This is a genomic window from Curtobacterium sp. ER1/6, assembly GCF_001742745.1.
GTDB classification, from domain to species: domain Bacteria; phylum Actinomycetota; class Actinomycetes; order Actinomycetales; family Microbacteriaceae; genus Curtobacterium; species Curtobacterium citri.
Genome location: NZ_MJAK01000004.1, coordinates 18046 through 37029, shown reverse-complemented (window position 1 = coordinate 37029; position 18984 = coordinate 18046). Strand labels below are relative to the sequence as shown.

Sequence of the window (18984 nt, the reverse complement as noted above, 5' to 3'; positions counted from 1 at the left end):
GGAGGCCCGTGGCGGGCCCGACACGCGCCTCCCGTCCGCCGTCCGCCCACCCGGGAGCCCTCAGGCGGACTCGCGCAGGAGCAGCCGGTGCCGGACGGTGCGCTGCACAGCCGCGCCGGAGCGCGGCAGCTCACCGGCGAGCATGCCGAGGGCGAGGTCGAGCGCCTCACCGGCGACCACGTCGAGATCGACGCCCAGCGTCGTCAGGGTCGGCGACACGAGCGTGCCCGTCGCGAGCCCGTCCACCCCGACGACCCGGACCGTCCCCGGGACGTCGACACCGGCGCGTCGGCAGGCCGCGAGCACACCGAGCGCCATCACGTCGTTGAAGGCGATGACGGCGTCGAGTCGACGGAACCGGTCGAGCGCGCGGGCGGTCATGGCGGCACCGAGCTCCGCGGTCGGGGCGTCCGCGATCGCCACCTCGGGCAGGTACCCGCGGCGGCGGAGCGCGTCGAGCATGAGGCGCCCACGGCTGCTCGGGCGCCCGCTCTCCGACGCGTCGACGATCACGGGGTGCCGGACACCGGTTCGCACCAGGTGGTCGGCGAGCTCCTCGATCGCCGCGGTGGGGTCGATGCGGACCGCGGCACGGAGGACCTCGCCGGCGGGGTCGAGCTCCACGACGGGCACCGAGCCGAGTCGCTCGATCCACTCGGGAGCGCGCGCGCCGAGGTAGCCGACCACCACGTCCGTCTGCACGCCGAGCGCCTGCACCGCCCGGTCTGAGTCGCCGGCGAGCCCGACGTCCGCGAGCATGACGTTCCACCCCCGCCCCGCCGCGAGCCCGAGCACGGCGGCGGCGAGTTCCGGCGAGTAGGGGTTGCGGAGGTCGTTCACGACGAGCCCGAGCTGCCGGTCACCGCCCGTCACGAGCCCGCGGCCGAAGCGCGAGGGGCGGTAGTCCAGGGCCGCGGCCGCCGCGAGCACCCGTTCCTTCGTCGCCGCGCTGATGCCGTACAGGCCGTTCATCGCGCGCGTCACCGTCTGCCGGGACACCCCGGCCGCCGCGGCGACGTCGTGGATCGTGGCACGGACGGCCGGCGGCCCGACGGTGTCCGGCGGACGCCGGAGCGACGCGGGCGCGGCCGTGACGGCCCCGCCCGCGTCGCCGACGTCGGCGCTCCCGCTCAGTCGCGCAGGTCCAGCCACGCGACCTGCTCCGGGCTGAGCTCCACCGACAGGCCGGTCATCGACGACCGGGCCTCGGCGATGGTGCGCGGGCCGAACAGCGGGAAGGTCGGGAACGGCTGGTGCAGCACGTACGCCAGGGCGATCGCCGTGGCCGGGACGCCGTACCGCTCCCCGAGCTCGCGGGCCCGGCGGAGGCGCTCGAAGTTCGCGTCCGAGTAGTAGCAGCGCACGAGCTCGGCGTCGCTGGTGTCCCCGGGGGCGGCCCGTCCGGTGAAGAAGCCGCGCGCCTGCGACGACCACGGCAGCAGCGGGACCTGGCGCTCCTCGAGCCACCGCTTCGACGCGGGGTCGGTCGCGTGCTCGCAGCCGTCCCACGGCACGTCGTACGCCTCGGCGAGCCCGAAGTGGTTGCTGAGGACCTCGAAGCCGTGCTTGCCGTTCGCCGCCGCGTACGCGTTCGCCTCGTCGAAGCGGGCCGGTGTCCAGTTCGATCCGCCGAACACCCGGATGCGCCCGGCACGGCGGTGCTCGTCGAGCACGTCGACGAACTCCCCGACCGGCACGTCCGGGTTGTCGCGGTGCATCATGTAGACGTCCGCGTGGTCGGTGCCCTGCCGTTCCAGGCTCTCCAGCAGCTGCCGGGTGAGGGACTCCGGGTCGCAGAACGGGGTGTGCGCGCCCTTCGTGATGACCACGACGTCGTCGCGGATGCCGCGGTTCGCGATCCACTGGCCGAGCCGACCCTCGAGGACCCCGCCGCCGTAGATGTACCCGGTGTCGAAGACGTTGCCGCCCTGCTCGACGAACATGTCGAAGATCGCGCTGGCGTGGGCCAGGTCGGGCTGGTTGTCGACGCCCATGACGAGGCGCGACATGCGCTTCCCGACGCCGGGGATCTCGCCGTACCGCATCGGGGCGTCGTCCCGCACGCGCAGGGGGCGGCCGCTCACCGTGGGGATGTCGGCGGTCTCGGCCTCGAACGGGTAGCGGAGGCCGATCGCGGCGCGCCAGCGGTCGAGCGTCCGGGCCGTGGCGAGCGTCTCGTCGAGCGTCATCTGCGCGGCCTCGACGGCGCCGGCTGCCAGTGCCGCCGTCGTCGCGTCGGCCTCGAGCGCGTAGGGCTGCGCGCCGGCGAACGACAGCGTACGGGGGTCCTCGTCGACGGTGTTCACCACGATCGTCGGGTCCTCGGACAGGGTCCACGGGTCGGTCAGGACGATGCGCCCCCGCGTGCCGTGGACCGTGACGGCGTTGTCGTCCTGCACCCGGACACCGGTGCGCACCGAGGCGGTGATGCCGGTCCGGTAGGTCAGGTGCGCCACCGTCCACTCGTCGACGCCGGTGGGGCCGAGGGTGCCGGACGCCGTCAGCTCGACGGGCTCCGCCACGGCGACACCGGTCGCGGCCTGGACCACAGCGGCCGCCATGGTGACGGGGTACCCGCCCACGTCGAGGATCCCGCCGCCGGCGGTCGCGACGTCGAACAGCCGTCCGGTGCGCTCCCCCGCGCGGAACGCGAAGGAGGCGTCCACGTGGGTGACCTCGCCGACGGCACCCTCGCGGACCAGGTCGAGCAGGGCCGCGGTCTGCGGGTGGAACCGGTACATGAACGCCTCGACGAGGGGCAGGCCCGCCTGACGCGCGGCGTCGACGAGCGCCATCGCCGTGCCGTGGTTCGGCGCCAGCGGCTTCTCGCAGAGCACGGCCTTGCCGGCCGCCAGCGCACGGAGCACCAGGTCGGCGTGACCGGTGTGCACGGTCGAGACGTAGACCGCGTCCACCGCGTCGTCGGCGAGCACCGTGTCGTACTCACCGGCGCGGACGTCGGCGAAGCCGTGGTCGGCGGCCTCGTCGGCGAAGGCCCGGGCGCGCTCGGTGGCGGAGCTGCCCGCGGCGACGAGGGTGCCCGTGCTCGCGGGCAGCTGGGAGAGGAAGCGGCGGGCGATGCCGCCGGGGCCGAGGACGGCCCAGCCGGGGGCGGGATCTCCGGCGGGCGGCGTGGTCGAGGGGGTCGCGGTCTGCGCTGACATGCGGATCCTGTTCGTGTCGTGAACCTTCACGGTCATGGCGACGCTAGCCGGGCCGGTGCAGCGGGACAAGGCGTTCGTGAACGTTCACGGACCCCGGCGGTCGTCACGGTCCGGACGGTTCCCTAGACTCGTCCGCATGGCAAGTGCCCGCGACCGCGTCCTGGACAGCTTCGTCGCCATCGTGTGCGAGGAAGGCGAGCGTCCGGCGACCCTCGACGCCGTCGCCGCGCGGGCCGGTGTCTCGAAGGGCGGACTGCTGTACCACTTCGGGTCGAAGGCCGCGCTGGTCGAGGGACTCTGCGAGCGTCTGTCGGACCTCTCCGCGATCGACGTCGAGCGCATGCGCGAGGCCGAGGACGGTGCGCCGCGCTACTTCGTCCGCAACTGCCTCTACGTCGGCAGCGAGCTCGACCTCGCCCTGCTCGCGGCGAGCCGCCTCCAGCAGGCCGGGTACGAGGAGGCCGGGCGGACGCTCGACGAGACCGAGAACGCCTGGCTCGAGACCCTGGTCGACGCACTCGGCGACGTCCCCACCGCGCAGGCCGTGAAGCTGCTCGGCGACGGGCTCTACCACCAGGCCTCGCTCGGCGCCGCGATCGCGACCGACGTGCGGCCGCACCGTGCCAGCGTCGACATGGAGGCCCTGCTCGCGGTGGTCGACCGGCTCATCGCGACCCGTCCGGGTGCGTGAACCGACCGTCCTCGCGGTGCGCGTGAACCGGTCCCGCCCGACCTGGGGATAGACTGGTCCCGATCCACCCGCTCGAACCGGAGGTACCACCGTGGCCCGCGTCGTCGCCGCTTTCTTCTCGATCCTGCTGCTGCTGGTGTCGATGTACCTCTTCGGGTTCGCGTTCCAGGTGCAGTCGGGCCAGGCCTTCGTCTTCATGGGCGGCCTGCTCCTCATGAGCCTCTCCTTCTTCCTGCCGATCCACGTCTTCGGCAAGAAGTAGCCGGCAGCACCACCACGACGGCCCCGCACCTCCACCGAGGTGCGGGGCCGTTCGTCGTGCACGGGCGCCGTCGCCCACGCCCGCGCCCTCGGGTCGAACCACGGAACCGACATCGAACCACCCCCCACAGCTGGTTCGATGTCGGTTCCGCGGTTCGACACCGGCGCGGATCGTCACACGAGCGGCCCCGTCGTCGGCCCCGTTGCGTCCCGCCGACGGGCACTCCGCAGCTGACCGAGCCGAGCGAGCGCGCCCGCCACGCCGGCGGCGAACCCCATCGGCAGCGCCGTACCCACGTACGCCAGGGGGTCGTCGTACCCGTCCGCGAGCAGGATCGCCACGACGGCGGTCGAGGCGACCGCGAGCACCGCGGCGGTCAGTGCCGTCCAGGCCACGTGCGCCCGGTCCGACCGCACCCGGCGGAGCCGACGTCCGACGACCCACGTCACCGGGAGCGACAGGACGGACGCGACGAAGGCCGGGATCGCCGAGACCAGCGGCACGAGGACGACCCACCACACGGTCGACATCGCGTCCGACACGGTGACGTCGCCCCCGACGAGCACCCCCACGAGACCGACGACCGTCGGCAGGAGGCTGAGCACGGGCAGGACGGCGAGGACCAGCCACCCGTACGCACGCGCCTCGAGCGCGATCGAGTCCTCCAGGGTCCAGGTGCGGCCGACCCCGGGGTCGGTGCCGGCCGCAGCGGCCGCCCCGGCCGCCCCGGCCCGAGGGTCCGCGACGGTCCGACTCACCTGCTCGCCGTCGCCGCTCATGCGTCCCGCCCCGCGACGATCCCGACGATGCGGGTCACCGAACGCCGGAACGGCCGGACGCGCAGCATCGGCAGCGCGAAGCGCAGGATCCCCAGTGCCGCGTCCACCAGGCGGTCGGTGCGACGTTGCCCCGGCGAGCCGTCGTACACCCAGAAGAGCGTGACGAGCAGGTACGCCGTCCACAGTGCCCGCGGCAGGTCGGCCTGCAGCTCCTCGGGCACCCGGTTCCGTGACTGCGTGACAGCCCGTTCGAAGAGCCCGAGGACGACGTCCCGCGCCGGGGCCGACTCGGCCGAGAACGGGTTGTTCGGCGACCCTGGCGCGATCGCGGTCGTGAGGAACTGCGGCGCGATCGCGTGCCAGGACGACAGGTTCTGCAGCCCCGTGCGGACGACGATCCCCACGCGGTCCGTCAGGTCCTCGACCCCATCGAGCGCGGGCACCGCGAGGGCGACGTGCTCGTGCTGCACCTCGACGTAGAGCTCCTGGACGAGGTGGTCCTTCGTCGGGAAGTGGTAGTACGCGTTCCCGACCGAGAGCCCGGCCTCGGCCGCGATGCCCCGCATCGTCGTGCCGTCATAGCCCTGCTCGCGGAACGACCGCAACGCCACCTCGCGGATGCGCCCGCGCGTGCGGTCACGCTTGGTGACCGCCTCCCCCTGCTTTTCAAACATGTTCAAAAACTACACCGGCGCGCTGTCGGTGTCCATGGACGACGAAGCGCCCCGCACCACGGGTCCGTGGTGCGGGGCGCTCCGTCGTGGGTCAGGCGAGCTGGCGCAGGCTCCGCAGCACGACCGCGGTCGCGATCGCCGCGTGCGCGGCCTCGGCGCCCTTGTCCTCCTTCGACCCGGGGAGCCCCGCACGGTCGAGGCCCTGCTGCTCGTCGTCGAGGGTGAGCACACCGAAGCCGACCGGCTTGCCGCTCTCGAGGGCGACCGTGGTCAGGCCGCTCGTCGCCGCGCTCGAGACGTAGTCGAAGTGGGGCGTCCCGCCGCGGATGATCACACCGAGGGCGACCACCGCGTCGAACCCGGCCTCGAGCGCGGTCTTCGCGACGACCGGCAGCTCGAAGCTGCCCGGCACGGGGACGACCTGCGCCGTCGCCCCGAGACGCTCGACCTCGCGCTGCGCACCGGCGAGGAGGCCCCCGGCGATCGTCTCGTGCCACTGTCCGGCGACGATCGCGACCCGGATGCCCGAGCCGTCGACGTGGTCGCGCTCCGCTGCTCCTGCTCCGCTCATGCTGTGGTTCCCTCCTGGGGCGCGGACGACGCCGCTGCCCGGTCGGCCGCGTCGAGCCAGTCGACGAGTGCGGCGATGGTGATGACGGGCACGCCCTCGCGTGCCCCGAGTGCGACGAGGCCCGGCAGACGCATCATCTCGCCGTCCTCGCCGACGATCTCGCAGATCGCCGCCGCGGGCCGGAGCCCGGCTGCGGTGACGAGCTCGATCGCGGCCTCGGTGTGCCCGGCGCGTTCACGGACGCCGCCGGGCCGGGCCCGCAGCGGCACGACGTGCCCGGGGCGGTGCAGGTCGTCGCGGACCGACGAGGGGTCCGCGAGCACGCGGAGCGTCCGTGCCCGGTCGTGCGCGCTGATGCCGGTCGTCACGCCGACCGCTGCGTCGACGGTCACCGTGTACGCCGTGCCGCGGACGTCCTCGTTGTGGGCCACCATCGGCGGCAGGTCGAGGGCGTCGGCGATCTCGGCGCTCACCGGGGCGCAGATGAACCCGGACGAGTGTGCGACCGTCCACGCGACCCACTCGGGGCTCGCGAGCTCGGCGGCGAGGATCACGTCGCCCTCGTTCTCGCGGTGCTCGTCGTCGGCGACGATGACCGGGCGCCCCGCGGCGATGGCGGCGACCGCGTCGTCGATGCTCGACAGCACCGGGCCGCCCGTCTGCGCGACGGACGGGGTCCCGACGGCGGTCACCGTGCCTCCAGGACGGGCGCCGCGGCCTCGAGCCGCAGCATGCGGCGGACGTGCCGGGCGAGGACGTCGGTCTCGATGTTCACCCGGTCCCCCGGCACCCGCGACCCGAGCGTGGTCGCCTCGAGCGTCTCGGGGATCAGGCTGACCTCGAACCATGCGTCGGCGGGTGCGGTGGCCTCGTCCGAGACGGCGCTGACGGTGAGCGAGACGCCGTCGATCGCCACGGAGCCCTTGTCGACGACGAGCGGGCTGAGGTCCGGCGACAACGAGAAGCGCACGCGGCGCCACCCGTCGCCGTCGGCGGTGTCGAGCACGGTCGCGGTGCCGTCGACGTGCCCCTGCACGATGTGCCCACCGAGCCGGTCGCCCACGGACGCGGCGCGCTCGAGGTTCAGGCGGTCCCCGACCGCGAGCGTGCCGTGCGCGCTCATGTCGAGCGTCTGCTTCATGACGAAGGCGGTGAAGGTGTCGGCGGTCTGCTCGACCACGGTCAGGCAGACCCCGCTCGTGGCGATGGAGTCGCCGTGGCGGGCGTCGGCGACGACCTTCGGACCGTGCACGGTGAGCGCGACGGAGTCGCCGCGCTGCTCGACGGCGGTGACGGTGCCGAGTTCCTCGATGATGCCGGTGAACACTGGTGTCCTCTCAACGGGACTCCGGGGCGCTCGACGGTCGTCGGCAACAGCGGACGGGGACGACGGATCGTCCCTGCCCGCCAGCGCCACCTCTCATCCGGACTCTCACCGTCGGTCCCGGGATCCCACCGGGTCAGCATCGGTCGGGTCGGAACCCGTCGTCAGCTCGTGGACTGTCACCACCGGTTCGGACTTGCACCGACCCCGGAGCGCTTGCGTGACTGAAATGATACCCCACACCCCCGGGGCGCGTCCGCGGCGTTGCGTCGGGTGACACGGGCCGCGTGGCGGACGGGAGGCGCGGGGCGGGCCCGCCCCGCGCCTCCCGTCCGTCGCTCCCGCCTCGGGACGCCGTCCCGCGACCGCAGCCCGGCTCAACCCCGCCCGCGCACCAGCGCGACGGCCTGCCGCAGCGACAGGTCCGGCAGGTACGCCCGCACCACCGCGACGCCGATCGCGGGCAGCGCCACCGGGTCCGGGTACGCCAGCACGAGGGGGTGCAGGTCCGGGCCGAACTTCGCCTTGAACCGGAGCAGCGACCGGAAGCCGTAGACCGGCTCGAGGACGCCGCCCACCAGGTCGAGCAGGTCCTGCACGCCGTCGGCGGTCGGCGCGCCCTCGGCCGACTGCGCGAGCGGCGCGGCGGACAGGCTGAGGCGTTCCACCCCGTCCTCGCGCATCCGGTCCGCCGCGCTCGCGACGAGGAACTCCATGACGCCGTTCGGTGCCGCGTTCGTCCGGCGCATCACGTCGAGCGTCCAGCCGACGACCCGGCCGGCCCGGTGGCTCGGCAGCCAGCTGGTCACCGCGAGCACGGTGCCCTCGGGGTCGAGCGCCACGAGCGTCCGCACCGCCGGGTCCCGCATCTCGTCGACGCCGCCGAGCGTGAAGCCCATCTCGGGCAGCTCGCGCTCCGACACCCACTCCTCGGAGATCGCCTCGATCTGCCGGACCGTCGACACGGGCAGGTCCTGCCACGACGACCAGAGGGCGGTGGTGCCCTCGCGCCCGGCCTTGTTCACCGCGGTGCGGACGTCCTGCTTCTTCTTGCCGGTCGTCGTCCAGGTGCGGGGGTCCAGGTCGGCGTCCTCCGCGACCGGCAGCGTGCCCCAGCCCTGCGCGGTGAGGGTGGCCGCGGACTCGGCACCGATGCCGTAGAAGACCGCCGTCCAGCCGTGGTCGTCGCACCACCGGGCGAACGCCGTCATGGCCGCGTCGCGCGCGTCCGGCCACCCGAACGGCCCGCCGACGGTCACCGCGACGCGTCCGTTCCGCCGGAACGCGACACCGGCGCGACCGTCGTCGGAGAACCAGTAGGCGTTGCCCTGCCACGTCGTCATCCAGCCGAAGGTGTCCCCGCCCGCCGCCTCGAGCAGCGTCCGCGCGCGGAGTCGGCTCTCGTGCAGGCCGTCGGCGTCGGCGTCGGCGTCGACCGCACCGGTGGGCCGGACCGCCGCGGCGGCGACGACCAGCCAGAGCACCGGGCCGGCGGCGCCGAGCACGAACCGGAGGGCGGGGTCGAGCGCGGGCAGTCGGTCCCAGGTCACGACCGGGGAGAGCGGCCCGAGGGCGGCGACCACGAGCCGCAGGGGGTCGGCGACCGCGCGCGGCGACGAGGCCGTCGTGACGAGCACGACGGTCGTGACGATCACGAGCGCGGCGACCACCACGACCAGGAAGGTCACCACGCGGCGCCGCGCCGGCAGGACGGTGAAGGACCGGCGGAGCAGCACGAGGACGAGCGCGGTGGCGAGCGGGACGACGACGGACGCGACCACCGAGACCGAGACGACGAAGCGGTTCTCCGTGCCGTGCAGCTCGGCCATCCGCGACGGCAGGACGCTGTAGGTCACGGCGGCGGCGACCGCCAGCACGGTGTCGACGACGACCGCGAGCCACACCGCGAAGCGGCTCCCGCGGAACAGTCCGAGCCCGGCGACGACGAGCACGAGGAGCGGCGCGACGGCGAGCACGAGCGTCCACGGGTCGGTGGCGCGGTAGGCCAGCAGACCGCGCAGGCACTCCCCCGTCACCCCGTTCTCCGAGCAGCCGCGCACCGGCGTCACCGGCCCCGTGCCGACGACCGCGGCGAGCGGTGCGAGCAGGCCGACGCGGGCGCGGGAGAGGAGCGCGATGACGGGACCGACCGCCGACACGAGGACGACGGTGCCGAGCAGCACCCGGGTCTCGCGGTGCGAACTGCGCGTCCACCCGAGCCGTGCCGGCCCCCGGCGGAGGAGGTCGCCGAGGATCCACCCGGCGGCCACCGCGAGCGCGGCGGAGAGGTCCGCCACGTGTCCCGCGTAGAGCAGGAGCGCGGCGACGACCGCCACGGCGTTGACCCGGATGCGACGGCGCCAGAGCGGTCCCGCGAAGGCGCTCGCCGTGACGATCGTCCCGAGGATCGCCGTCCACGGGTCGAAGCTGGTCGCGCGGCCGACGAGGAGCGCACCGACGTGGTGGCCGTCCCGGTCGAACAGGGCCGTCAGCGCCGCCAGACCCGTCCCGACGACCGTCGTGGCGACGAAGGCCAGGACGGTCCGGCGGCTCCCCGTCAGCCGCTCGGCGGCGCCGACGAACGCGACGACGCCCGCGAGCGTGAGGACCAGGGCGAGCGCCCCGGTCGTCACGGCGAAGACCCGGAACGGTCCGAAGTGGACGGCGTCGACGGACCCGGTGCGTCCGACGACGCGGATGACGAGGCCGGCGATCGAGGTCACGAGCACGAGGACCGCGACCACCGCCGTGACCGGGTACCCGCGGACGGCGCGCAGGGCGCGGGTCCAGGTCCTCGTCGGAGTCGGTGCGTCCGTGCTCACAGTGCCCCCTCCTGCTGCGGCAGACCGAGGTGTGCGAGCACGGCGGGCAGCCCGTTCGCGAGCACGTACCGCACGGTGTTCCAGTCGTGCGCCGAGCCCGGCGAGACGATGAGCTGCGTCTGCTGGCCGGCGCGCTCCGCGGCGGCGCGGAGCGTCTCGGTCGACACCCGGTACGGGGCGTCGTCCTGACCGTAGCCGAACACGGTGAGGTGGTCGTGGTACGGCGCGTGCGCCGCCATGATCGCGACGGGGGCCGCCGCCCGGTACGCGGCCGACGAGCCGCCGAAGGCCAGCTGGGTGCTCAGCTGCGCGTTGCCCGTGATCGGGGCGAGCTCGCTCGAGATGGCCAGGGCGCTGCCGAACACGTCGGGGTGCGCGGTCGAGAACTGCATCGCGCAGGTCGCCCCCTGCGAGAACCCGAGGATGCCCCAGGCGTCCGGGCCGCTCTCCACGGGGAGGTGGTGCTCGATCCAGCGCACCGTGTCCGTCATCACGTAGGTGGCGCTGCGCCCGAGGCGCCGGGAGTCGACGCACATCGGGTTCCGGTTCGGGGCGGCGAGCTGGTCCGGCGACACCACGATCGGCCCGAGGCCGTGGTGGGCGGCGGCGTAGCGGTCGAGGAAGGAACCGAGGTCGCCTGACTGGAACAGGTCCGCCGGCTGCCCGGGCTGCCCGGACAGGGCGATCAGGACGGGCAGCTCCGGAGGGTGCGCGACCCGGGCGGCCGGGGGCAGCCAGACGACGGCCTTCCGCGCCCGGAAGTGCGACACGGTGCCCGGGATCTTGACGCTGAGGGTCTCGCCCGCTCGCGGCATGTCGGCCGGCGCGTGCCAGTCAGCCGGATCCACCGGCTGGCCTGCGGTGTCGTGCGTGGACACCGGGATCGTGGCCGACCGGTACGGGTTCGTGGCGACGGCCTGCTCGACGTCCTTGTAGAAGCCGAAGTCGACGTTGACCCCGAGACCGGCGGAGAGCAGCAGCGCTGCGGCCGCGCCGACCGCGAGCACCCGTGCCAGCCACCGGCCCTGGACCGCGACGACGAGCAGGAGGGCGACGCCGGCGAAGGCGAACGCCACCCACATGCGCGTGATCGGGGTGAAGGCCACACCGAAGTCGTCCTGCACGTCACCCGTCCACCAGACCGTGACGAGACCGAGGGCCGCACCGACGGCGGCACCGCCGACCCGGAACGCCGCGCGTCGACCCCGGTGCCGCTCGCGGGTCGGGCCGACGAGGACCCAGAGGGCGAGGACCGCGGCAAGGACGTACACGGGGACGAGCAGCCGGGGGCCGGTGATCGGGATGCGCAGGAGTTCGTGGAGCACGCTCTCATCGTGGCGCTGCACCACTGCCGGAGAGCCTCGGAAGCGCTTCCACTGCGCACAGGTTGGACACCGAGTGCTCCCAGGCAGGGCCCAGCGGGTCCTCAAGCAGAACGCTGGCGCGCGCACGGGTCGGAGGGGCACCGCGGACGGTGCCCCTCCGACCGGTCAGGCCGTCAGACGGTGCGCCGGCGGAGGACCAGTGCGGCCGCCCCGAGGAGCAGCAGCAGGAGCGCCGCGGCCGCGGGGACCGCGGGCGATCCCGTGCCGGTGTACGCGAGTGCCGACGGCGTCCCCGAGGTGGCGACGGCGGCCGTGTCCACCGCGGCCGTCCGGGAGGCACTGGTCGCCACGGCCGCGCCGGTGCCGGTGACGCCGGTGGTCGCCGCTGCGCCGGTGGTCGCTGCACCGCCGGAGCTCACCACGGGTGCCGTGGTCGCCGGCGTGGGGGTGTCGCCGCCGACGGTGGCGTCACCGGGCGTCGTGGTGGTGGGGTCCGTGCCCGTACCGGGGTCCGTGCCGGTCCCGGGGTCCGTGCCCGTGCCCGTGCCGGGGTCCGTGCCGGTCCCGGGGTCAGTGCCGGTGCCCGGGTCCGTGCCGGCCCCGGGGTCCGTGCCGGTCCCGGGGTCCGTGCCGGGGTCCGTGCCCGGGTTCGTGCCCGTGCCCGGGTTCGTGGTGCTCGTGCCGTCACCGACGACGCCGATGCCGTTGCCGCCGACCGAGATCGGGACGCTGATGACCGGGGTCACCTGCGTGCCGGAACCCACACCGTCCGAACCGGACGTCGTGCCACCGGCCGACGGGGCCGAGGACCCCGCACCGGCGGTCGGCGCCGCACCCGTCGCCGTGCCGTCGCCGACGACGCCGATGCCGTTGCCGCCGACCGAGATCGGGACGCTGACGACCGGGGTCACCTGCGTGCCGGAACCCACACCGTCCGAACCGGACGTCGTGCCACCGGCCGACGGGGCCGAGGACCCCGCACCGGCGGTCGGCGCCGTACCCGTCGCCGTGCCGTCGCCGACGACGCCGATGCCGTTGCCGCCGACCGAGATCGGGACGCTGACGACCGGGGTCACCTGCGTGCCGGAGCCCACACCGTCCGAACCCGACGTCGTGCCACCGGCCGACGGGGCCGAGGACCCCGCACCGGACGTCGGCGCCGTATCCGTCGCCGTGCCGTCACCGAGCAGCCCGATGCCGTTGCCACCGATCGTCACCGGGACGCTGATGACCGGGGCCACCTGCGTGCCGGAGCCCACACCGTCCGAACCCGACGTCGTGCCACCGGCCGACGGGGCCGAGGACCCCGCACCGGCGTCGGTCGCGGGCGGCGTCGACGTGGCGTCGGCGTCACCTGCGACGGCGACCGCGTTGCCCGTGGCCGTCACCGGAGCGGTCACGGCACCGACCACCTGCGTCCCGGAGGCGACGGCGTCCGTGCCGGAAGTCGTAGGAGCAGGAGCAGGAGCGGGGGCTGCAGCCGGAGCAGCAGGAGCAGCGGCCGGAGCTGTCGCCGCGGCGTCGCCGGCCACGGCGACCGCGTTGCCCGTCGCCTGGACGGGAGCGGTCACGACGGGCGCGACCTGCGTCCCCGAGGCGACGCCGCCCGCACCGGACGTCACCGGTGCGGCGGATGCGGCCGGGGCAGGGGCAGGAGCAGGGGCAGCCGCCGGAGCAGCGGTCCCGGACACGGCGTCACCGAGGACCCCGAGGGCGTTCCCGGTGACGGACACCGGCACGCTGACGGCCGGAGCCACCTGGGTGCCGGACAGGATGCCGTCCGCACCGGAGGTGGTCGCGGCGTTCGCGGCCGCTGTCCCTCCGAGCGTCAGGCCTCCGACGAAGAGGGTGAACCACAGCCCTCTCGAGACGTACTTGTTCATGGTCGTTCCTCACTGATCGAGATCTGGTCCGACCGCGATGGCGGTCGGGTGGTGCGTGCCTGCCGTGACGGACAGGCGCACCGACCTCAGTCAGGAGCGACGTCGTGGTCGCCGACGACCGACGCGGGGACCACGTCGTCAGCGAGGGTGCCGCGCGACCCCGCGGCGAGGGAGAACCGGACCACGGCGGTGCCGTCGACACCGACGGGCGCAGCGCCCGCCGAGCCGGAGGACGATCCGCCGGCGGTGCCGGAGGCTTCGGGGCCGACCGGGAGGCCGTGGTGGCCGTCACCGTCCGCCGGCACGAGCAGGGCACGCCCGCCGAACGTCACCGCGGAGCCGGCGACGGGGCTCGCGGCCGGTGCCGCGACGACGGTCGCCGCGCCGCCCGTCCGTACCGCGGTCGCACGTTCCTGCGGGCTTGCCGGGTGCGCCTCGGAGGAGGCAGCAGCGCGCGGCAGCGCGACGTCGCCGGCCGCCGGACCGGTCGGTCCAGCAGGAGCTGCCACGGGCGGTGTCACCGGGCCGCCCACCGGGGTCGGGGCGACGTCGGGGACGCCGGTCGCGCCTCCCGGCAGGACGGGCGAGGGCGTCCCGGGCAGGACCGGCGGCAGCGTCCCGGGCAGGACCGGCCCGACCGGGACGGGCAGGACCGCCTCGACGGGCGGCAGCACCTGCTCGACCGTGCCGGGGAGGTCGCCGACGGTGCCGCCGACACCGCCGACCACGTCGTCGACGAGGTCCGTCACCGGAGCGGTGACGGTACCGACCGTGTCGTCGCCGAGCAGGTCGCCCGTCACCGGCAGGGCGCCGACGACCTCGTCGACGGTCGCGACGACGCCGCTGACGGGCCGTGCGCCGGTGATCCCGCGGACGGCGTCGGTGACGGGACGGACCACGCCGGTGACGGCGTCGGTGAGCGGCCGGGAGGCACCGCTCCCGCCCGTCGCGCCGGTCCCCGTCGCGGGGACGGCCGGCTGCGTCGCGGTCGGCGCGTGGTCGACGGCGGGTGCCGGCGCCGGGACGGTCGGCGTGGCGTGCACGGGGGCCGGACGGACCGGGACGGTGTGCGACGGAGCCGGTGCGGCTGGTGCGGGTGCTGGTGCGCTCGGCGCGTGGACCGCGGCCGGCGGTGCAGCCGGTGCCGGAGCAGCCGGTGCCGGAGCGGGTGCCGGTGGTGCGACGACACCGCGGACCGGTGCCACGGCCGACCCGAGGGTCGTCCCGACGCCGTCGGCCGCGCCCTGCACGGCGCCGCCGACGTCCTGCACGAGCCCGCCCACGAGCCCGCGGTGCTGGGCCGGGCCATCCGCGGCGGACGCGGGACGGGCACCGAAGAGCAGCGACAGCAGCACGAGCGCAGCGGCGACCCCGACGCCGACGACGGCGGTCCGGAGCAGCGCGCGCCAGGGGTCGCGCAACGGCTGGTCCATGCGCTCACCTCCTGATCTCGGCTGCGCACGTAGAGTGGTTGACCGGCACTGTACGCCGAACCCCACCGGACCGCACCCGGTCTCGGGAGGAACTCTCAGGAAAGGCCGGACGTGGTCTCGATCTTCAACGCCCCGACACGCAACCTCGACATCGTGACGCTGCACGAGATCCTCCGCCTGCGGCAGGACGTCTTCGTCGTCGAGCAGGAGTGCGCGTACCCGGACATCGACGGCCGCGACCTCGAGCCGGGCACGCTGCAGTTCTGGGCCGGTCAGGGCTCGGTCGACGCCACCCTGCGACTCCTGCGCGAGGAGGACGGCACCGAGCGCATCGGTCGTGTCGCCACCGCGCAGCACGCCCGGTCGCAGGGCCTCGGCGCGCAGCTCATGGAGGCCGCGATCGCCGAGTCGCGCTCGGGGTCGATCGCGATCAACGCCCAGGCGCACCTCGAGCAGTGGTACGCCCGGTTCGGCTTCGTCCGGTCCGGCGACGACTTCCTCGAGGACGCCATCCCGCACGTGCCGATGACCCGCACGCGCTAGACGACCGGACGTACGCGGGCGGCGCTCAGGCCCGCCAGCGCCGGAGCTCGTCGAACGACCGTCCCTGGTGCGAGCGGTCGGCGACGAGCCGTTCGAAGACGATGTTCGTCTGCGTCGTCGCGACGGCCGGGTCGCCGCTCAGCTCGTCGGCGACGAAGTCCCGCAGCTGCTCGGTCGACGTGCACGCGATGTGCACGAGGAAGTCCTTGTCGCCCGCCAGGAACGACACGTCCTGGACCACGGGCACCCGCAGCAGGCGCTTGGCGAAGTCACGCAGCTCGTGTCGTGCGGCCGCGTGCACGCGCACGGACACCATGGCCTCGATCGCGAAGCCGAGCTTCGCGACGTCGACGTCCGCCCGGTACCCGCGGATGAGCCCGGCGTCCTCGAGTGCCCGGACCCGCGTCAGGCACGTCGACGGCGCGACCCCGACGGCCGCCGCCAGGCGGTTGTTCGGCATGCGGGCGTCGGCCGCGAGCGTCCAGAGGATGCGCTCGTCGACCTCGTCGAGACGTGGCGCGGCGGGGCGTGGCACGGTGTCGGGGCGGCGGACGGGACGATCGGACACGTCCCGACGGTACCGCGGGACGCGGCTGCGCGGGACGCCGCTGCGTGGGACGCCGCTCCCGCTACATCGCCAGGGTCATGCCGATCACGGCGACGGTCATGGCGAACACCTCGCCGCTCCGGACGGCGCGACGGTCCTCGCGTCCCCACTCGTGGCGCAGCAGCCACCCGCTGAACGCGCAGTACCCGACCACCCCGGCCCCGAGCACCGCCGACAGCGCGATCCCGTGCCCGGCGTGACCGTCGGTCAGCCCGGTGGCGTGCCCCATCAGGAGCATGCCCGCCATCACGACCGACGACAGCGCCCGGTGGACGTCCATCGGCTCGGCACGGCGCCCGTCCGCGCGTCGACGACGCACGACCGGCAGCGGGGCCAGCAGGAGGAGCACCGCGGCGGCCAGCAGGGTCCAGGACGCCCCGGCGTCCACGACCGGCATGAGCATCGCCACGAGCATCACCGAGGCGGGGACGATGACGCCGGGACGGGGACGGTAGCGGTCACCGACGATGCAGCACACCGAGGCGAACTGCGGCACGACGAGCATCGCGTCGGCGACGGTCTCGTGCACGGTGGTCCCGCTCGGTCAGTCCTGGGCGCGAGCGGCGGCCTTGTCGGCTCGCTGCTGCTTCACGCGGGCGTTCTCGGTGTGCACCTCGGCCTGGGTGGCGCGCTCGCGGACGAGCCACTCGGGCATCTCCTGCAGCAGCGCCTTGATCTCCGCGGTCGTCAGCGGCTCGTCCACCCCGGCGCGGGTGAGGCCCGAGATGGAGACGCCGAGCTTCTGCGCGACGACGGGACGGGGGTGCGGCCCCTCGCGGCGGAGCTCCTCGAGCCACGCCGGCGGCTCGGTGCGGAGCTCGTCGAAGGCCGTCCGCGTGACCGGGCCCTCGCGGAACGACTCCGGCGCGGCCGCCAGCAGGATGCCGAGCTTCTTCGCAGCCGTCTCGGCCTTCATCGTCTGTTCCTGCGCCATGGGTACCAGGGTACGGCCCCTACACTCGGTTGCATGACCGCGGCCCTCACCATCGCCTTCGTCCCGGGGGTCTCCCCCGCGAAGTGGGTCCGGGTCTGGCGGGACCGCTTCCCGGACACGACCCTCGGCCTGCTCCCGATCGGTCCGGACGAGGTCGACGAGGCCCTGACCGGGGAAGCCGACATGGCCTTCGCGCGGATGCCCGTCGGCGCGCACCTCAACAGCATCCCGCTCTGGACCGAGACCGCGGTCGTCGCGATGCCGAAGGACTCCCCCCTCGCCGACGCCGACACGGTCACCGAGGCCGACCTGGCGTCCGTGCACGTCGTCGACGCCGGCCCCGTCCCCGCGGACGTCCCCGCCGCACTCGACCTGGTCGAGGCGAACGTCGGGGTCGTGGTGCTCCCGCAGTCGCTCTTCCGCGCGGCGAGCCGCAAGGACCTGGTCGCCCGCCCGCTGGACGGCGCAGCCGGCACGCGGGTCGCGCTGGTCTGGCGGGACACCGACGCCTCCGACACGACGGAGGAGTTCATCGGCGTGGTGCGCGGACGGACCGCGAACAGCTCCCGCGCAGCCCAGGACCGACCGGGAGGCCCGTCCCGCGCCGACGACGACGGCACACGCGGGCAGCGGGCCGGTTCCGGCAGCGGTGCCGGCCGCGCGACCGGCGCCGGTGGCAAGGCCACCGCGAAGCAGGCGTCCGGCGGCAAGGCCGGTGGCAAGGGTGCGCGCAAGCCCCGTGGCTCCGGCCGTCCCGGAACGCAGCGGCTCGGCAACGGCAAGCCGAAGCGCGGCTCCAAGGGCAACCGGTGACCGGCACTCGGCTCGTCCCGATGCCGGCCGAGCGGATCCCCGCCTGGCTCGACCGGACGATGACCGAGTACGTCGCCTCGCGGATGCGGTCCGGCGAGAGCCGTGCGCGGGCCGAGGCCAACGCGCAGGGATCCCGCGACCGCTGGTTCCCGGGTGGCGCTCCCCTGCCGGACCACTTCGTCTGGGACGTGCTCGACGACGACGACGCGGTTGTCGGGTACCTGTGGATCGGCCCGTTCTCGGCCGAGGCCACGACGGAGTGGTGGGTGTTCGACGTCGAGATCGACGCCGCCCACCGCCGGAACGGACACGCCCGACGTGCGCTCGAGGCCGGACAGCGGGTCGCTCACGAGCACGGCGCGACGAGCATCGGGCTCAACGTGTTCGGCTACAACACCGGCGCGCAGGACCTCTACGAGCAGCTCGGGTACCGCGTCACCTCGACGCAGATGCAGCTGCCGCTGACCTGATCGCGCAGGGCACCCGGACCGGCTCCGGGCACCCCGACCGCCTCCGGGCATCCGGATCGCATCAGTGCCAGACGCCGGACGTGCCCCGCCGGTGACTGCCGACGAGGTGCGTGTCGACGATCCCCAGCGCCTCCATGAGCGCGTGCATCGTCGTCGGCCCCACGAAGGCGAACCCCCGCGCACGGAGCGCCTTCGAGAGCGCGGTCGACGCGTCGCTCGTGGTCGGCACCTCGGCGGCCGTGCGGGGTGCGGGTGTGGCATCGGGCCGGAACGACCACACGAGGTCGGCCAGACCGCCGTCCGCGCGGAGCGCCACCGTCGCCGCCGCGTTCGTGATCGTCGCACGGATCTTCGCCCGGTTCCGGACGATGCCGGCGTCGCCCAGCAGGCGCTCGACGTCGTGCTCGTCGAACCGCGCCACGACGTCCGGGTCGAAGTCGGCGAACGCCGCGCGGAAGGCCGGGCGCTTCGCGAGGATCGTGCGCCAGGACAGGCCGGACTGGAACGCCTCGAGGGAGAGCCGTTCGAACACGCCCCGTTCGTCGTGGACGGGCATGCCCCACTCGGTGTCGTAGTAGTCGCGGAGCATCGGGTCGGCCGCCGCCCAGACGGGACGCGCGAGTCCGTCGGACCCGGTCACCAGGTCGGACGGGGCGGTCGCGGGGTCGGTGCTCACCGCTCCATCCTGG

At 74.5% G+C, this 18984-nt stretch carries 19 protein-coding genes, 1 pseudogene and 1 riboswitch; of the genes and pseudogenes, 5 read left to right on the top strand and 15 right to left on the bottom strand.

The genetic code is table 11. The features are described 5' to 3' along the window. Positions 1-60: 60 nt before the first annotated feature. Together Cus16_RS07805 and Cus16_RS07800 are read right to left on the bottom strand one after the other, a co-directional pair. Positions 61-1152, bottom strand: coding sequence for a LacI family DNA-binding transcriptional regulator (locus tag Cus16_RS07805; protein ID WP_083263812.1), 1092 nt, complete (start codon positions 1150-1152; stop codon positions 61-63). After that, complete coding sequence (locus tag Cus16_RS07800; protein WP_069712097.1) at positions 1131-3164, bottom strand: aldo/keto reductase; 2034 nt, start codon at positions 3162-3164, stop codon at positions 1131-1133. Before Cus16_RS07800 ends, Cus16_RS07805 begins: the two co-directional genes overlap by 22 nt. A 136-nt stretch (positions 3165-3300) precedes the next feature. Between Cus16_RS07800 and Cus16_RS07795 the strand changes: the two genes are divergently transcribed. Beyond that, complete coding sequence (locus Cus16_RS07795) at positions 3301-3855, top strand: TetR/AcrR family transcriptional regulator (RefSeq protein ID WP_069712096.1); 555 nt, start codon at positions 3301-3303, stop codon at positions 3853-3855. A gap of 91 nt (positions 3856-3946) precedes the next feature. Beyond that, positions 3947-4117, top strand: coding sequence for a hypothetical protein (locus tag Cus16_RS16635; RefSeq protein ID WP_189319557.1), 171 nt, complete (start codon positions 3947-3949; stop codon positions 4115-4117). Positions 4118-4290: 173 nt separating this feature from the next. On the opposite strand, the gene Cus16_RS07790 is transcribed toward Cus16_RS16635, so the two are convergent. The 9 genes and pseudogenes from Cus16_RS07790 to Cus16_RS07750 all read right to left on the bottom strand — a co-directional run bounded on the left by Cus16_RS07790 (position 4291) and on the right by Cus16_RS07750 (position 14928). Further along, positions 4291-4896: a hypothetical protein gene (locus tag Cus16_RS07790; protein WP_069712095.1), complete on the bottom strand. Its 606-nt coding sequence runs from the start codon at positions 4894-4896 to the stop codon at positions 4291-4293. Then, entirely contained in the window at positions 4893-5570 is a 678-nt protein-coding gene (locus Cus16_RS07785) for a TetR/AcrR family transcriptional regulator (protein WP_069712094.1), read from the bottom strand. The genes Cus16_RS07790 and Cus16_RS07785 overlap by 4 nt, the downstream gene beginning before the upstream one ends. A 91-nt stretch (positions 5571-5661) precedes the next feature. Next, a complete protein-coding gene (gene ribH, locus Cus16_RS07780; RefSeq protein WP_069712093.1) occupies positions 5662-6141 on the bottom strand; it encodes a 6,7-dimethyl-8-ribityllumazine synthase in 480 nt (159 codons plus the stop codon). 20 nt (positions 6142-6161) lie between these two features. After that, positions 6162-6788, bottom strand: a pseudogene (ribB, locus tag Cus16_RS07775) (3,4-dihydroxy-2-butanone-4-phosphate synthase); the annotation flags it as partial. A 41-nt stretch (positions 6789-6829) separates the two neighbouring features. Then, on the bottom strand, positions 6830-7468 hold the full coding sequence (locus Cus16_RS07770) for a riboflavin synthase (protein ID WP_069712092.1): 639 nt from the start codon (positions 7466-7468) through the stop codon (positions 6830-6832). Between the two features lie 81 nt (positions 7469-7549). Continuing rightward, a riboswitch (FMN riboswitch) is annotated at positions 7550-7683 on the bottom strand. Positions 7684-7842: 159 nt separating this feature from the next. Further along, on the bottom strand, positions 7843-10287 hold the full coding sequence (locus tag Cus16_RS07765) for a bifunctional lysylphosphatidylglycerol flippase/synthetase MprF (RefSeq protein WP_083263811.1): 2445 nt from the start codon (positions 10285-10287) through the stop codon (positions 7843-7845). After that, positions 10284-11612: an alpha/beta hydrolase gene (locus Cus16_RS07760; RefSeq protein ID WP_223246561.1), complete on the bottom strand. Its 1329-nt coding sequence runs from the start codon at positions 11610-11612 to the stop codon at positions 10284-10286. The genes Cus16_RS07765 and Cus16_RS07760 overlap by 4 nt, the downstream gene beginning before the upstream one ends. Before the next feature lie 173 nt (positions 11613-11785). Then, complete coding sequence (locus Cus16_RS07755; RefSeq protein ID WP_083263810.1) at positions 11786-13495, bottom strand: hypothetical protein; 1710 nt, start codon at positions 13493-13495, stop codon at positions 11786-11788. An 86-nt stretch (positions 13496-13581) separates the two neighbouring features. Further along, positions 13582-14928: a hypothetical protein gene (locus Cus16_RS07750; protein WP_069712091.1), complete on the bottom strand. Its 1347-nt coding sequence runs from the start codon at positions 14926-14928 to the stop codon at positions 13582-13584. A 111-nt stretch (positions 14929-15039) separates the two neighbouring features. Here Cus16_RS07750 and Cus16_RS07745 point away from each other — a divergent pair, with 111 nt between their 5' ends. Continuing rightward, a complete protein-coding gene (locus Cus16_RS07745) occupies positions 15040-15471 on the top strand; it encodes a GNAT family N-acetyltransferase (protein WP_069712090.1) in 432 nt (143 codons plus the stop codon). A gap of 25 nt (positions 15472-15496) precedes the next feature. Here the strand turns inward: Cus16_RS07745 and Cus16_RS07740 are convergent, their stop codons facing one another. The 3 genes from Cus16_RS07740 to Cus16_RS07730 form a co-directional block, all read right to left on the bottom strand. Continuing rightward, entirely contained in the window at positions 15497-16039 is a 543-nt protein-coding gene (locus Cus16_RS07740; protein ID WP_069712089.1) for an Lrp/AsnC family transcriptional regulator, read from the bottom strand. A gap of 61 nt (positions 16040-16100) precedes the next feature. Further along, complete coding sequence (locus tag Cus16_RS07735; protein ID WP_069712088.1) at positions 16101-16607, bottom strand: hypothetical protein; 507 nt, start codon at positions 16605-16607, stop codon at positions 16101-16103. Positions 16608-16622: 15 nt separating this feature from the next. Then, on the bottom strand, positions 16623-17012 hold the full coding sequence (locus tag Cus16_RS07730; protein WP_069712087.1) for a DUF5997 family protein: 390 nt from the start codon (positions 17010-17012) through the stop codon (positions 16623-16625). 33 nt (positions 17013-17045) lie between these two features. Here Cus16_RS07730 and Cus16_RS07725 point away from each other — a divergent pair, with 33 nt between their 5' ends. After that, complete coding sequence (locus tag Cus16_RS07725; RefSeq protein WP_069712086.1) at positions 17046-17825, top strand: LysR family transcriptional regulator substrate-binding protein; 780 nt, start codon at positions 17046-17048, stop codon at positions 17823-17825. Beyond that, positions 17822-18295, top strand: coding sequence for a GNAT family N-acetyltransferase (locus tag Cus16_RS07720; RefSeq protein WP_083263809.1), 474 nt, complete (start codon positions 17822-17824; stop codon positions 18293-18295). Before Cus16_RS07725 ends, Cus16_RS07720 begins: the two co-directional genes overlap by 4 nt. Before the next feature lie 61 nt (positions 18296-18356). On the opposite strand, the gene Cus16_RS07715 is transcribed toward Cus16_RS07720, so the two are convergent. After that, on the bottom strand, positions 18357-18971 hold the full coding sequence (locus Cus16_RS07715) for a DNA-3-methyladenine glycosylase I (protein ID WP_141718875.1): 615 nt from the start codon (positions 18969-18971) through the stop codon (positions 18357-18359). Positions 18972-18984 lie beyond the last annotated feature (13 nt).

Bases quoted from the DNA above. Each gene is read 5' to 3' on its own strand.
- Cus16_RS07800 (WP_069712097.1), bottom strand. From the start codon at position 3,164: ATGTCAGCGCAGACCGCGACCCCCTCGACCACGCCGCCCGCCGGAGAT.
- Cus16_RS07795 (WP_069712096.1), top strand. From the start codon at position 3,301: ATGGCAAGTGCCCGCGACCGCGTCCTGGACAGCTTCGTCGCCATCGTG.
- Cus16_RS07790 (WP_069712095.1), bottom strand. From the start codon at position 4,896: ATGAGCGGCGACGGCGAGCAGGTGAGTCGGACCGTCGCGGACCCTCGG.
- Cus16_RS07785 (WP_069712094.1), bottom strand. From the start codon at position 5,570: ATGTTTGAAAAGCAGGGGGAGGCGGTCACCAAGCGTGACCGCACGCGC.
- ribH (WP_069712093.1), bottom strand. From the start codon at position 6,141: ATGAGCGGAGCAGGAGCAGCGGAGCGCGACCACGTCGACGGCTCGGGC.
- Cus16_RS07755 (WP_083263810.1), bottom strand. From the start codon at position 13,495: ATGAACAAGTACGTCTCGAGAGGGCTGTGGTTCACCCTCTTCGTCGGA.
- Cus16_RS07750 (WP_069712091.1), bottom strand. From the start codon at position 14,928: ATGGACCAGCCGTTGCGCGACCCCTGGCGCGCGCTGCTCCGGACCGCC.
- Cus16_RS07730 (WP_069712087.1), bottom strand. From the start codon at position 17,012: ATGGCGCAGGAACAGACGATGAAGGCCGAGACGGCTGCGAAGAAGCTC.
- Cus16_RS07725 (WP_069712086.1), top strand. From the start codon at position 17,046: ATGACCGCGGCCCTCACCATCGCCTTCGTCCCGGGGGTCTCCCCCGCG.